The organism is Sphingosinicella ginsenosidimutans, from assembly GCF_007995055.1.
GTDB classification, from domain to species: Bacteria; Pseudomonadota; Alphaproteobacteria; order Sphingomonadales; family Sphingomonadaceae; genus Allosphingosinicella; species Allosphingosinicella ginsenosidimutans.
This window is the reverse complement of record NZ_VOQQ01000001.1, coordinates 2,741,376-2,753,900: the sequence shown is the minus strand read 5'-3', so window position 1 is coordinate 2,753,900 and position 12,525 is coordinate 2,741,376. Positions and strand designations below refer to the sequence as shown.

The 12,525-nt window shown below is 68.4% G+C and carries 11 protein-coding genes; 7 read left to right on the top strand and 4 right to left on the bottom strand.

The genetic code is table 11. The features are described 5' to 3' along the window. Positions 1-25 precede the first annotated feature (25 nt). Positions 26-3,430, bottom strand: a complete 3,405-nt coding sequence (addA, locus tag FRZ32_RS13675; protein ID WP_147044030.1) for a double-strand break repair helicase AddA — start codon at positions 3,428-3,430, stop codon at positions 26-28. Between the two features lie 109 nt (positions 3,431-3,539). On the opposite strand from addA, the gene FRZ32_RS13670 reads away from it, so the two are divergent. From FRZ32_RS13670 to FRZ32_RS13655, 4 genes are all read left to right on the top strand, one after another. After that, positions 3,540-4,607 carry a class I SAM-dependent methyltransferase gene (locus tag FRZ32_RS13670; protein ID WP_243445305.1) on the top strand — a complete coding sequence of 356 codons (1,068 nt, stop codon included), beginning with the start codon at positions 3,540-3,542 and terminating at the stop codon, positions 4,605-4,607. 68 nt (positions 4,608-4,675) lie between these two features. Continuing rightward, the gene (locus tag FRZ32_RS13665) at positions 4,676-5,245 is read left to right on the top strand and encodes a LemA family protein (RefSeq protein ID WP_147044029.1); all 570 of its coding nucleotides are present in this window, start codon (positions 4,676-4,678) and stop codon (positions 5,243-5,245) included. Positions 5,246-5,250: 5 nt separating this feature from the next. After that, positions 5,251-7,245 carry a DUF2207 domain-containing protein gene (locus FRZ32_RS13660; RefSeq protein WP_147044028.1) on the top strand — a complete coding sequence of 665 codons (1,995 nt, stop codon included), beginning with the start codon at positions 5,251-5,253 and terminating at the stop codon, positions 7,243-7,245. A gap of 107 nt (positions 7,246-7,352) precedes the next feature. Then, on the top strand, positions 7,353-8,417 hold the full coding sequence (locus FRZ32_RS13655; protein ID WP_158635942.1) for an ATP-binding protein: 1,065 nt from the start codon (positions 7,353-7,355) through the stop codon (positions 8,415-8,417). Here FRZ32_RS13655 and FRZ32_RS13650 read toward each other — a convergent pair. After that, entirely contained in the window at positions 8,414-8,965 is a 552-nt protein-coding gene (locus FRZ32_RS13650; RefSeq protein ID WP_147044026.1) for a methylated-DNA--[protein]-cysteine S-methyltransferase, read from the bottom strand. The two genes, FRZ32_RS13655 and FRZ32_RS13650, sit on opposite strands and share 4 nt — an antisense overlap. 144 nt (positions 8,966-9,109) lie before the next feature. On the opposite strand from FRZ32_RS13650, the gene FRZ32_RS13645 reads away from it, so the two are divergent. Further along, complete coding sequence (locus FRZ32_RS13645; protein ID WP_147044025.1) at positions 9,110-9,565, top strand: twin-arginine translocation signal domain-containing protein; 456 nt, start codon at positions 9,110-9,112, stop codon at positions 9,563-9,565. A gap of 124 nt (positions 9,566-9,689) precedes the next feature. Then, on the top strand, positions 9,690-9,890 hold the full coding sequence (locus tag FRZ32_RS13640; RefSeq protein ID WP_147044024.1) for a hypothetical protein: 201 nt from the start codon (positions 9,690-9,692) through the stop codon (positions 9,888-9,890). 9 nt (positions 9,891-9,899) lie between these two features. Here FRZ32_RS13640 and FRZ32_RS13635 read toward each other — a convergent pair whose 3' ends face one another. After that, positions 9,900-10,559: a DUF4893 domain-containing protein gene (locus tag FRZ32_RS13635; RefSeq protein ID WP_158635941.1), complete on the bottom strand. Its 660-nt coding sequence runs from the start codon at positions 10,557-10,559 to the stop codon at positions 9,900-9,902. Between the two features lie 4 nt (positions 10,560-10,563). Further along, a complete protein-coding gene (locus FRZ32_RS13630) occupies positions 10,564-11,523 on the bottom strand; it encodes a PilZ domain-containing protein (RefSeq protein WP_147044022.1) in 960 nt (319 codons plus the stop codon). A gap of 207 nt (positions 11,524-11,730) precedes the next feature. Between FRZ32_RS13630 and FRZ32_RS13625 the strand changes: the two genes are divergently transcribed. After that, positions 11,731-12,495, top strand: a complete 765-nt coding sequence (locus tag FRZ32_RS13625; protein ID WP_147044021.1) for a sulfite exporter TauE/SafE family protein — start codon at positions 11,731-11,733, stop codon at positions 12,493-12,495. Positions 12,496-12,525: the final 30 nt, after the last annotated feature.

The window sequence follows — 12,525 nt, the reverse complement described above, 5'->3', positions numbered from 1 at the left end:
TATGTAGGACGCGCCCTGCCCCGGCTCAAGCGCCGGCTGGAGCATGGGCGTCGAGCAAGCTGTCCGGCAGGGCATGGAGGATCGGCGCGGCGCTGTAGAGCAGGGCCGCCTCCACTGCCCGATCGGGAAAGATCACCCGAAGCGCCGCGCGATAGGCCGCCATCTGGCGAAGATGGGCGGATGGAATCTCGTCCAGCGACAACGGCGCCCGCCGTCCCGTCTTGAAATCGGCGACGAGGATCCGGTCCGATGCAACCAGCAGGCGGTCGACGGTGCCCGCAACCACGTCGCCGCCGCCGATCACCGCCGCGATCGGAGCCTCGGCGAGCGATTGCGGGCCGAACAGGTCGACGAATCGCGGATCGTCCACCACGCGGCAGGCATCGGCAATCAGCTCGTCGCGAAAATCGGCATCGGTCACGCCCGCCGCATGTTCCAGCCAGCGCGCGGCGCGGGCGCGTCGCTCCGCCGGCGGGACGCCCGGCAACCGCTCGAACAGGCTGTGGAGGAGCTTGCCACGCTCGGCCGCGCGCTTGAGCGCCGGGCCCGGCGGCGGATAGGGCGCATCATCCTCGCCGATCGCCGAGGGCGCCAGCGGTCGCGGCGGCCGCGCCTCGAGCGGCGCGGGCCGGGTGATCCAGTCGGGCATCGGAGTCGCGCGGGTGGACGGCACTGGGAGGTCGGGACGCGACGGTGTCTCCGGATCCCCGTGATGGAGCGTGCGGCCCCAGCGCTCCTCTTCGGTCCAGGCGGCGCCAAGGCCGACCAGCGCGTCTTCGACCGCCTTGTACCAGCTGGCCTCGGGCGGCCCGTTGCGATCGCGCGAGGTGAGCGCCCCGCCGACATAGAGGCGCTCCTCCGCCCTGGTGAGCGCCACATAGAGCAGACGCCAATGTTCCTGGCGATCCCGGGCCTCCTGTTCCGCGATACGCGAGACCAGCGGCTCCGCCTTCTCCTCCTTGCGCGGAGCGAACACCGGAACGGAAGACCCGTCCATCTCCACCGAGGCGAGCCGCGCATTGGGGCCGAGCCGGCCTGGGTCGGCGCAGGCGTCGGCGAGGATCACCACCGGCGACTGGAGCCCCTTGGCGCCGTGCGCGGTCATCACCCGCACCGCGCCGAGCGGCCGCGACGGATCGCGCACGATCTCCACATCGTCGCGGGCGAACCAGTCGAGAAACGCCTGAAGCGACGAGGTGCCGGAGCTTTCGAACTCCAGCGCCGCGGAGAGCAGTTCCTCGATCGGGTCGCGCGCTTCGGCTCCGAGCCTGGTCATCAGCTTGCGCCGACCGTCGATCGGCCCGGACAGGATCGTCTCGAAGAAGCCATGCGGGGTCGCGTAATCGGCCATGGCGAGGATGGCCGACAATCCGTCGGGCACCGTGCCGCCTGAACGAAGGGCCTGCCAGAGCGGCGCCCGCCCGCGCCCTGCGGCGACCGCATGAAGCTCTTCCTGCGACCAGCCGAACAGCGGCGAGACCAGCAGGTTCGCGAGGTTGAGGTCGTCAAACGGCTGCACGGCAAAGCGCGCCGCCGCGAGCAGGTCCTGGACGGCGAGCGGGGCCGACAGCAGCAGCCGATCGACGCCGGCGACCGGCACCCCCTCGGCATGGAGCCGCGCCACGAGCAACGCAGCGAGGGTCGATCGGCGGCGAACGAGGATCAATATGTCCTCGGGCCGCAGCGCCCTTTTTTCCGATTCGATGCGGAACGGGCGGTCGATCCACGCCTTCACCTGCCGTGCGACGGCCTTGGCGTAGCGCCGCACCGTATCGCTCACCCATCCTTCCTCGCCTGGATCCTCGTCCTCGCCGCGTTCGTCCGTGAACGGCGCCCAGAGCGTCACCGAGCCGGGGCGACCGGCGAAGAAGCTGGCATGAGGATTGGGCGGGCGCAGCAGCCCCAAGGCTTCGTGGCCGAGATTTCCGATCACCCGATCGACGACTTCGAGCACCGCCGGCGAGGAACGGAAGCTGAGGTCCACCGACAGGTCGAGGAAGGGGCGCCCGATCGCACCCGCCTCGCGCGCGAACCAGGCGCGGGCGGTCTCGAAGCTTCTCGGATCCGTCCCCTGGAAGCCGAAGATCGCCTGCTTGTAATCGCCGACGGTGAAGATCGTGCGGTGGCGGCCGCGGGCACCTTCGCCGGCGAAGAATTCCAGGCTGAGCGCGCGCACGATGTTCCACTGCCGCTCGTTCGTGTCCTGCGCTTCGTCGACGAGGATGTGATCGGTCTGCCGATCGAGCTTGTAGCGCACCCAATCGCCCATATCGGGCTTGAGCAGCAACTTCTCGGCCTGGCGGATGAGATCATCGAAATCGACCGCGCCGGCGGCCCGCTTGGCTCGATCGTAGGCGAGCGCGAAAGCTTGCCCTGCGCGCAGGCCCGCCGCGAGGGCGGATACGAATGAAGCGACAGCGCGCATCGTCAGCAGCCGCGAACAGGCATTGCCAAGCCGCTCCGCCAGGCCGGGATAATCCGGCGCCACCTTGAGGAGCCCGGCGGACCATGTTCGCATTTCGCCGGAGCGCCTACGAACGACGAGGGCGAGCGTTTCCAGCTCCGCGCTGCGCCCGGCCGGGTCCTTCGCCAGCCAGGCGGCGATCGCGTCGCACGCCGCTAGGCCGCTCGTCGCGCCCCAGGCGCGGTTGGCGTCGGCGATCGCTCGAACCGAGTCCAGATCGAACGCGTCGTCCGCGCAAGCCGCCGCGATCGCCTCCTCGATATCCCCGATCGGAAGGCCGAACGCATGTCGCAGGCGCGCCTCGATGCCTTCGCGCGGACCGAGCGCGGCCATCGCCTCGGGCGCGCGGGCACAGGTCCGCATGAAGCCTTCCGCCCCGCCCTCGCCGAGCCTCAGGCTCAGCGCCTGGACATCGCGGACAAGGCCGTGGTCGCCCTCCCCTTCCGCCCGGACGAGCAATTCGGCCAGCGCGGACCGGGCAAGCTGCTTTTCCTCGCGCCCTTCGAGCGGGCGAAAGCCCGGCGCCAGCCCCGCCTCGGCCGGGAAGGCCCCGAGCAGGCTCTGCGCGAAGGCGTGGATCGTCTGGATGCGGAGCCCGCCCCCGGTCGATTCGAGCACCCGCGCGAACAGGGTGCGGGCGCGCGCGACCGCATCGTCGTCATTGGGCTCGCCGAGCGCGAACAGCTCCTTGCGTAGCCTGGAATCGTCGAGCCGGACCCAATAGGCCAGCCGCTGGTGGATGCGTTCGGCCATCTCCGCGGCCCCGGCCTTGGTGAAGGTGAGGCACAGGATCGCGGACGGATCGACCTCGGGCCGTCGCTGCAGCAGCAGGCGGAGCACCCGCGCCGTCAGCACATGGGTCTTGCCCGTTCCCGCGGATGCCGAAAGCGCCGCATGATCGCGCGGGGCGGAAGCGCGAAGCTGATCGCCATCGAGGCGCGCGAGCGGTTTCGGACGATGGGCCATCGAACAAGGCTAGCGCGGCCGTCGCGACCCGTCACCCGCAAACGCGTCATGCGAGGAATGGGACGATTCGTGCTATTTCTTGCGTCCGCGACTCGTGATGGAGGCGGCGATGGCCACGATGGCGGCTCCGGACCCCGGAAAGCTCGAACAATTCATGGGAAAGATGCTCGGCGACATGGGCGCGGCGATGAGCGGCGCATTGGTCATCACCGGGGTCAAGCTCGGCCTCTACAAGGCGCTCGCCAAGGGGCCGGCCACCAGCGCCGAGCTTGCCGAACGGACCGGGCTCGCCGAGCGCTATGTGCGCGAATGGCTTGCCGCGCAGGCGGCTTCGGGATTCATCGATTGCGAGCCGGACAGCGGAATCTTCTCGCTCTCGCCCGAGCAGCACATGGTCTTCGCCAACGAGGATGCGCCGACCTATGTCGCGCCGGCGTTCGAGGTGATCGCGTCGGCCTATATCGACGAGCCCAAGATCACCGAAGCGTTCCGGACCGGCGGCGGCGTCGGCTGGCATGAGCATCACGAATGCCTTTTCCGCGGGACCGAGAACTTTTTCCGCCCGGGCTATCGAGCCAATCTCGTCTCGGCCTGGCTCCCCGCGCTCGACGGCGCCGTGGCGCGGCTCGAGGAGGGCGCGAAGGTCGCCGACATCGGCTGCGGCCACGGTGCCTCGACGATCATCATGGCGGATGCCTTTCCGCACAGTCGGTTCATCGGGTTCGACTATCACGATGCCTCGATCCGGCGCGCCCGCGCTGCCGCCGCCGAGGCTGGCAGCCCGGCCAATCTCGACTTCGAGGTCGCCTCGGCGAAGGACGCGCCGGGGAGCGACTATGATCTGGTTTGCTGCTTCGATTGCCTGCACGACATGGGCGACCCGGTCGGCGCCGCGCGCCACATCCGCGCGATGCTGAAGGAAGATGGCTGGTTCATGCTTGTCGAGCCGTTCGCCGGCGACAGCCTGGCCGACAATCTCAATCCGGTCGGACGGATGTTCTATTCGGCCTCGACCTTTATCTGCACGCCGGCGTCGCTGTCGCAGGAAGTCGGGCTCGCGCTCGGCGCCCAGGCCGGCGAGGCGCGGCTCGCCAAGGTGCTGCGCGAAGCCGGATTCACGCGAATCCGCCGCGCCGCCGAAACGCCGTTCAACCTCGTCATCGAAGCGCGGCCCTGATCGTTTCGCGATTATCGACTCCGACCCCGCCCCGCCCTATGAAGCAGCGGGGTTGAGGGAGGGAATTCATGATCGTCGGGCTCGTCATTCTCGGGATTGTCGTCGTCGCCTTGCTGTGGGGCGTGGCGATCTACAACGGCCTGGTGCGCGTTCGCGCGCTCGCCAAGGAAGGGTTCAGCGGCATCACCGTGCAGTTGCGCCGCCGCGCCGATCTCATTCCGAACCTGGTCAGCACGGTCGAAGGCTATGCGACCCACGAGCGTGAGGTCCTGACCCAGGTGACCGCACACCGCGCCGATGCGGTCCAGGGCGGATCGGTCGCCGCCACTGCCCAAGCGGACGCGGCGATGACGGGGATGCTCGGCCGGCTCATGGCCGTCGCGGAGGCCTATCCCGATCTCAAGGCCAACCAGAATTTCCAGCAGCTCCAGACCGAGCTCGCCGAGATCGAGGACAGCCTTCAGAGCGCGCGGCGTTATTACAACGCGACGGTTCGCGACCTGAACACCAGGATCCAGTCCTTCCCCGCCGTGCTGGTCGCGCGGCCGATGGGCTTCAGCGAAGAGGAATTCTACACCGATGCCGATCAGTCGATCCAGTCGGCGCCGGTGGTGAAGTTCGGCCAGCCGGCGGCCTGACTCCGATGCGCGCGCTTCGGTCGCTGATCGCGCTGATTGTCGCGGCGCTGGCGGTTGCCGCTTTTGGCCCGGCGCTGGCCAAGAAGCCGGTCGACGCGCCCGATGCGATCGCCGCGGACGATTCCGCGTTGCGGGCCTTCGGCGACGACGAGCGGATCACCAGCTTCGACAGCGACATCGTCATCGATGCCGATGCGACGCTTCACGTGACCGAGACGATCAGGGTCCGGTCCGCCGGCATGAACATCTCGCACGGCATCACCCGCGATTTCCCGACCCGTTACCGCAACAGCGACGGCCGCACGGTCCGCGTCGGCTTCAATGTCGAGGGGGTGACTCGCGACGGCGCGGAGGAGCATTGGACGACCGAACGCATCGACAATGGCGTCCGGGTTCGCATCGGCCGTGCCGACACCTTCCTCCAGAATGGCGAACATCGCTACGTCATCCGCTACACGACGACGCGGCAGCTCGGCTATTTCCCAGACCATGACGAACTCTACTGGAACGTGACCGGGACCGGCTGGGCGTTCCCGATCGATCAGGCTTCGGTCCATATCCGCCTGCCCCGTCCCGTCCAGCTCAGCCAGCCCACCGTCTATACCGGCGCCCAGGGGGCCCAGGGGCAGGACGCCGAGGTGACAGGCCAGGCGCCGGGGGAGATCAGCTTCCGGACCACGCGGCCGCTCGCCGACCACGAGGGCCTCACCGTCGCCGTCGCCTGGCCCAAGGGCGTCGTCGCGCAGCCCCCGCCTCCGTCGGCTCTCCGCCGGTTCTTCAGCGACGACGGCCCCATCGGCGCAGCCATTATCGCCCTGCTCGGCCTTGCCGGATTTTATTATGTCGCCTGGAAGAAGGCGGGGCGCGGGCCCCTGCCCGGCACGATCGTGCCGCTGTTCCAGCCGCCGCCCGACATGAGCGCGGCCGCGATCCGCTATGTGAAGGATATGGGCTATGACAATCGCTGCTTCACGGCCGCGATCGTCGAAAGCGGCGTCAAGGGCAAGCTGAGGCTCGTCGAGACCGATCCCGGCGGCTTCTTCTCCAAGAAGAAGACCCGCATCGACAAGACCGCCGACGGCGACGATCTCGGCCCGCCGGAGCGTGACATGCTGCGCGGGCTCTTCTCGCGCGGCGACAGCGTCGAGGCGGAGCAGGCGCAGCACGAATCCTTTCAGGCCGCGCAGTCGGGTCTCCAGGATGCGCTCGCCGAGGCCTACAAAGGCAAGCTTTTCCTCTCGAATCTCGGCTGGGCCTTCATCGGATTGATGGTGCTCGCCATGGCGATGATCCTCGTCGGGGCGATCATCATTCTGGCCGATCCCGATTCAACCGCCGGGGCCCGCGCCGTGCCGCTCGTCGGCCTTGCTGTCCTTGCGGGCGGTCTTGCTCTTTCGCCACGCTCGTCGCTTTTGGAGAAGGGCGGCAGCGGGGCCCTGGCCGCACTTTGCGTCGCCGCCTTCCTTGGGGGCGTCGTCCTGATCGTCCTCACGATCGTTCGCGCGGCGGATTCGGGCAATATCGCCTTCATCTTCGCGCCCCTGCTGGCGCTGCCGCTGGTCATCTCGGCCTTCTGGTGGATGTCGGCGCCGACCCGCGCGGGGCGCGACATCATGGACAAGATCGCCGGATTCGAAATGTATCTGTCGGCGACCGAGGAGGATCGGCTCAACGTGCTCCATCCTCCCGAGAAGACGCCGGAGCTGTTCGAACGCCTGCTACCCTATGCAATCGCGCTCGGCGTCGAGAACCAGTGGGCGAGCCGCTTCGCCGCCGTCCTCGCCGCGGCCTCGCAGACCCCGGGCCAGCAGAGCGGCATGGCCTGGTATGTCGGCAGCCAGAGCCCATGGACGAACATCAACGGCTTCACCACCGCCGTCGGCGGGACGCTGGCGAGCAGCGTCGCCGCCGCGTCGGTCGCGCCCGGATCGAGCAGCGGGACCGGCGGCGGCGGCTTTTCCGGCGGCGGCGGCGGCGGAGGTGGCGGCGGCGGCTGGTAACCGCGCCGAAAATCAAGGTAAAAATCTGCGAAAGGATTTCGGTTTTTGCGGGACTATGTTTCCGTGGAAGAAAAAACCGGGGTCCGGCCGTGTCATCTGAAAGCCAGGTGCAAGCACTTCTGCAGTTGATCAGCGAAGGCTTCGTGCTGGTCGATGGCGACTTTCGGGTGATCGACATGAATGCCGAGGGCGAACGGATCGAGGGGCGCCCCAGGGCCCAACTCGTCGGCACGAGCCTGTGGGACTCATGGCCCGATCTCAAGGGCAGCCCGCTGGGGGATCTGTGGATACGTGCGATGCGCGATCAGGTCCCCGTCGCGCTCGAACATCATTACAGCTGGCCCGACGGCCGTTCCGCCTGGCTCGAGATGCGCGCCTATCCGAACGATGGCGGCCTCGCGATCTTCTATCGCGACATTACCGACCGCAAGACCTCGGAGGAGGAGCTGCGCAGGACGCAGTCCGAGCTGATCCATGCCTCGCGGGTCAGCGCGATGGGAACGATGGCGGCGACGCTTGCCCACGAACTCGCCCAACCGCTGATGTCGGCCGGGGCCTATCTGGACGGCGCGACGCGGATGCTTCGGAACATGCCCGCTGCCGAAGTCCGCGAGGCGCGGCAGACGATCGGTCTCGCTGCCGCCTCGATCCGGCGCGCGAGCGATATTTTGAGCCGTCTGCGGGCCTTCGTGTCGCGCGGCCGGGCTCAGCTTGAGACCCACGATCTGCAGGCGATCATAGCGGACGCCGGGGTGCTCGTTTTGCCGCAGGCCCAGCGGGAGGGCGTCGAGCTCCGTTTCGAACTCGATCGGCATGCGCGCTGGGTCAAGGCGGACGCGGTGCAGATTCAGCAGGTGCTGATCAACCTCATCCGCAATGCGATCGAGGCGATGCAGTCGACGCGCGACAAGACGATCACGATTTCCACCCACCTGATGCCCTCGGGATCGGTCGAAGTCTCGGTCGCCGACAGCGGGCCGGGGCTGGATGCATCGAGCGTCCAGGATGCCTTCGAGCCGTTCAGGTCGACCAAGGACGAGGGGCTCGGCGTCGGCCTTTCCATCAGCCGGACCATTGTCGAGGCGCACGGCGGCACGATCACTGCCGAGCATCCCGACAAGGGCGGCGCGCGTTTCCGCTTCACCCTCCAGCGCAGCCGCGCGGCGGCCTAGCCTTCGCGCGGCGCGAAGAGCGGCAGAGCTTCGGGAGCGAGCGCGCCCTCGATCTCGAGCAGCTTCAACTTGGTCGCGGCGCCGCCGGGCGCTGAAAATCCACCGGTGCGGCCGTCGGCGGCGGTCACGCGATGGCACGGGATGACGATCGGCCACGGGTTGCGGCCGAGGGCCTGGCCGACCGCGCGCGACAGCATCGGGTCTCCGAGGGCGGACGCAACGGCTCCATAAGTCCTCGTCTCGCCCGGCGGGATCGCGCGCGCCTGCGCGTAAACCCTCATCTCGAAGGCGCCGACGCCGCGCGTGTCCAGCCCGATATCGCCATAATCCACCGGCGTCCCTCGCAAGTGCGCCCCGATTCTCTCGATGGCGGCGGAGATGGTCGGCGGTGGCGGCGCCGCCCGAGCATCGGGAAAGCGGCGCTGGAGCGCGGCCCGCGCGCGGCCGGCGTCCACCTCCGGGAAGTGAACGCCGACCACGCCCGCAACGCTCCAGACGATGCCGCAGATCCCGATCCGGGTCTCGAAGGTCGTGCAGCCGATGGTCATCCGGGCAGCCTACAGGCTTTGGCGCCCAGCGTCTCTCCTTGACAGCGCACCTGCCTCAATTACGGTGCCCGCCGTCCGCCTGGCGCCGACTCTATTCTGGCTGCTTGGAGTGGTGCTTCGCGGCGGACCTTGGGGAGAGTCAAAATGAAACCGACGCGTAAGATCAGTCGGCGTTCGTTCCTCGGCCGCGTGGCCGGCGGGGCGGTCGCCGGCGGTGCAGCCCTGACCATCCTGGGCGAATCCGCTCATGCCCTGCAGGTTAGCGATTCCGACAGCGGGTCCAATGCCGATCCGGCGGGCCGCGGCTATACCGGAGCAACGGACAGCGACAGCGGTCCAAACGCCGACCGGGCCGGTCACGGCCGCGGGGGCGGCCGCCGGAGCGGGATCACCGACAGCGATACCGGCCCGAACGCCGATCAGGCCGGCAATGGTCGCGGCCGGCGCGCGACCGGCCTCACCGACGGAGACAGCGGCAGCAACGCCGATCCCGGCGGCAACGGACGTGGCCGCCGCGGGAATCGCTGCTCGGGTCTGACCGACAGCGACAGCGGCAGCTGGGCCGATCCGGCACGGTGCGGTCGCGGCCGCCACCACTAGAACGGGTTGAATTCTGCGGGACGGGCGGTCCAGGCGGGCCGCCCGTTTTGCATGCGCGGCGGCCCGGCTTTCGCGCGCCCGGCGAAGGCGCTAGGGTGCCGGTTCAACGATGATGCGAGGAATGATGTCGCGCGAACCAACGCCATCCGCCGCCGACAAGGACAAGACGTCCGAGCCGGCCGAGTCCCGTGACGAGACCCGCGCTCCGGGAGGAAAGCGGACCCGCCAGATCGTTGCCGGCGCCGCAATCGGCATTGGATCGGCCGCGCTCGTCGCGGCGCTGCTTTACGCCAATCGTGGGCGGAAGACGGGCGAGAAGAGCTGAGCCGCGGCCTCAGTCGGTCAGCGGCACGTAGGGAATGAGCTCGATGACATCGAGTTTCGCGCCGCTCCTGGTCCAGGGCAGCACAAGGCGGTAGCGCATCGGCGCGACGCGTTCGACAATGCCGACAAGGTCACGCGAATCGTCCTCCCCATAGGCTGGCGGTGACGCCTCATCCCCGATCGCGGTCGCGCCCAGGAAGATCATCCGGCGATCGCCGTCCGACCACAGATAGCCACCCGGCCGCTCAGCTCCGGTCTGCTTGGTCAGCGCCAGTTCGTCGCCGTCCACGGATACATGGCAGAAGTAACTCGGATAGGCGGTGAAGGCGCGCCCGCGCGGGCCCGCGCCAAGGCGGATCAGCCGGCACCGATAGGGTCCGGGGGCGGGCGCGGCGCGAGGCTGCGCCGCGGCCGGATCGAGGAGCACCCCCTCCCCCGCGACGCGACGCGCGAAACCTGCGGCCCGCGCCATTCCCAGTCCCTCGCGCCATGCAGCGTCGAGCCGCGCCAGACGATCGAGATCGGAATCGCGGATCGCGTCGCGCCAGACAGGCTGTCCCGGTGACGGCAATGTTTCGGCCGGGGCCGCGGGGCCGGGGGCGGGATGCGTCTGGCAGGACGCAAGCCCGCAGACGCTCAGCAGGAAAGCGAGGCGCCGTCGCCCGCGCACCTTCTCACCCCTCGCTGTTCGCGAGCGCAAGCACCCTTTCGAGCACCGCGGGATGGAGCGGCTGCGTGAATTCGCATGTGAAGCGATACCCGTCGATCTCGACGATCCGCGCCGGCCATCCCTCAAGACCGGGCAGCACGATCCACAGCAAGGTGCCGAGGCGCAACGCTGCGAAACATTCGAATTCGACATTGCGCGTGGTCAGCGTCGAAACGTCGATCGACCAGCGACGCGTCCCCTCGCGCACCCGCGCGGGCAGGTTGAGATGGAGGCCGGGATCGACCGGATCCTCGCCTGTCCGTGCAGCGGATCCGCTTTCGCCCCCGGATGCCTCGGAAAGGAACGGCGCGGGCCCGGCGTCGCGACGCGCGCGCAGCCAGGGGATGAGCTCCTGCCAGGGAAGCTCGGCCTGGAAAGAGACGCCGGCGATCCGCCCCTCCACCCAGCGCACGACGCCTTCGATCGGGCGAAGGCCCTCGGGGGTCAGCACGACGCGCTCGTCCACGGCGAGCGGATGGGGCGTTTCGACCTTGGACCCGCCCTGGGCAATGTCGCGGACGGTTACGAGCTCGGTCCCTGCGCCTGTTTCGATGAGCGCCGGCGCGGCGATCTCGACGCGGGGCATGCGACGGCGCTCGCCCGGCTGGCTGGCGAGATTGCGGGCAAGAATGGGGAGGATGTCGATTCGCTCTTCGAAGCGCAGGCCGAATTCCAGGCCGCGCTTCCACGCGATGACTCCGTCGAGCTGTTCGCCGGTTTCGAGTTCGAGCTCAAGCCGCTGCCCCTCTTCCATCGGGAGATCGGCATGGAGGACGGCGCCGCCGGCGCTGATCTTGCGGACGAGGCAAAGCTGTCGGATGCTGCCGACGATGAGCGCGCCCGGCTGCAGCGACGAGTCCTCGGCGACGAACAGCGCCGGATCGAGCGGCGGCACGTCACCGGACAGCGAATAGACGGTATCCAACAGCGTCCTGGACCTTCCAAAAGCGGGTCGTCGCGCCCAGCCTCACACAGACGTGCTACTTTCGGCCGGAAAGGGTTTACGAATTACTAATTTTGGACTGGGTGCGGTACCTGTCGCCGTCCAGCCGGCCATGATTTCCACCGCCTCGGCGCAAGGCGGCTGGGCGACAGGGGCAACCTGCGGTTTCTACGAGCAAGGAGAGCTTTCTTGCCCGATCTCAGCGTCCTTGATCCCTCGCAGATCCTGCCCTTCGTCCTTGTCGGGTTCGCGGCTCAGCTTGTCGATGGCGCGCTCGGCATGGCGTTCGGCGTCATTTCGAACACGCTGCTGATCAGCCTTGGCGTGGCCCCGCGCGTCGCCTCCGCGACCGTCCACACGGCCGAGAGCTTCACGACCGCCGTCTCCGCGATCAGCCACGTTCTCCACCGCAATGTCGATTGGTGGCTCTTCGTTCGCATCGTCCTGCCCGGCCTGATCGGCGGGATCACCGGCGCCTATGTCCTGACCTCGATCCCGGGCGAGGTCGCGCGTCCCCTCGTCCTTGCCTATCTCACCATCATCGGCCTCTATCTGCTGTGGCGGGGCCTGATGCACCGCCATGTCGAGAAGCGGCCGAAGGTGATCGTCCCCCTCGGGCTGGTCGGCGGCTTTCTCGATGCGGCCGGCGGCGGCGGATGGGGACCGATCGTGACGAGCAACCTGCTCATCCAGGGCGCCAATCCGCGCAATGTCGTCGGCACCGTCAACACCGCCGAATTCTTCCTGACCGTCACGATCTCGGCGACCTTCATCGCGACGCTCGGGCTGGAGGCGTTCACCGCGGTGACGATCGGCTTGCTGATCGGCGGAATTCTCGCCGCGCCGCTCGGCGGTTTCCTCGCAAAGCGTCTCCACCCGGATCGGATGCTGACCCTGGTCGGCGTCGTGTTGACCGTCACCAGCCTTTACGGCGTGTGGAACAGCCTCGCCTGATCCGACGCAGCGTTAACCATGTTCGTCAAC

Bases quoted from the DNA above. Each gene is read 5' to 3' on its own strand.
- FRZ32_RS13645 (WP_147044025.1), top strand. From the start codon at position 9,110: ATGAAACCGACGCGTAAGATCAGTCGGCGTTCGTTCCTCGGCCGCGTG.
- FRZ32_RS13660 (WP_147044028.1), top strand. From the start codon at position 5,251: ATGCGCGCGCTTCGGTCGCTGATCGCGCTGATTGTCGCGGCGCTGGCG.
- FRZ32_RS13650 (WP_147044026.1), bottom strand. From the start codon at position 8,965: ATGACCATCGGCTGCACGACCTTCGAGACCCGGATCGGGATCTGCGGC.
- addA (WP_147044030.1), bottom strand. From the start codon at position 3,430: ATGGCCCATCGTCCGAAACCGCTCGCGCGCCTCGATGGCGATCAGCTT.
- FRZ32_RS13640 (WP_147044024.1), top strand. From the start codon at position 9,690: ATGTCGCGCGAACCAACGCCATCCGCCGCCGACAAGGACAAGACGTCC.
- FRZ32_RS13665 (WP_147044029.1), top strand. From the start codon at position 4,676: ATGATCGTCGGGCTCGTCATTCTCGGGATTGTCGTCGTCGCCTTGCTG.
- FRZ32_RS13670 (WP_243445305.1), top strand. From the start codon at position 3,540: ATGGCCACGATGGCGGCTCCGGACCCCGGAAAGCTCGAACAATTCATG.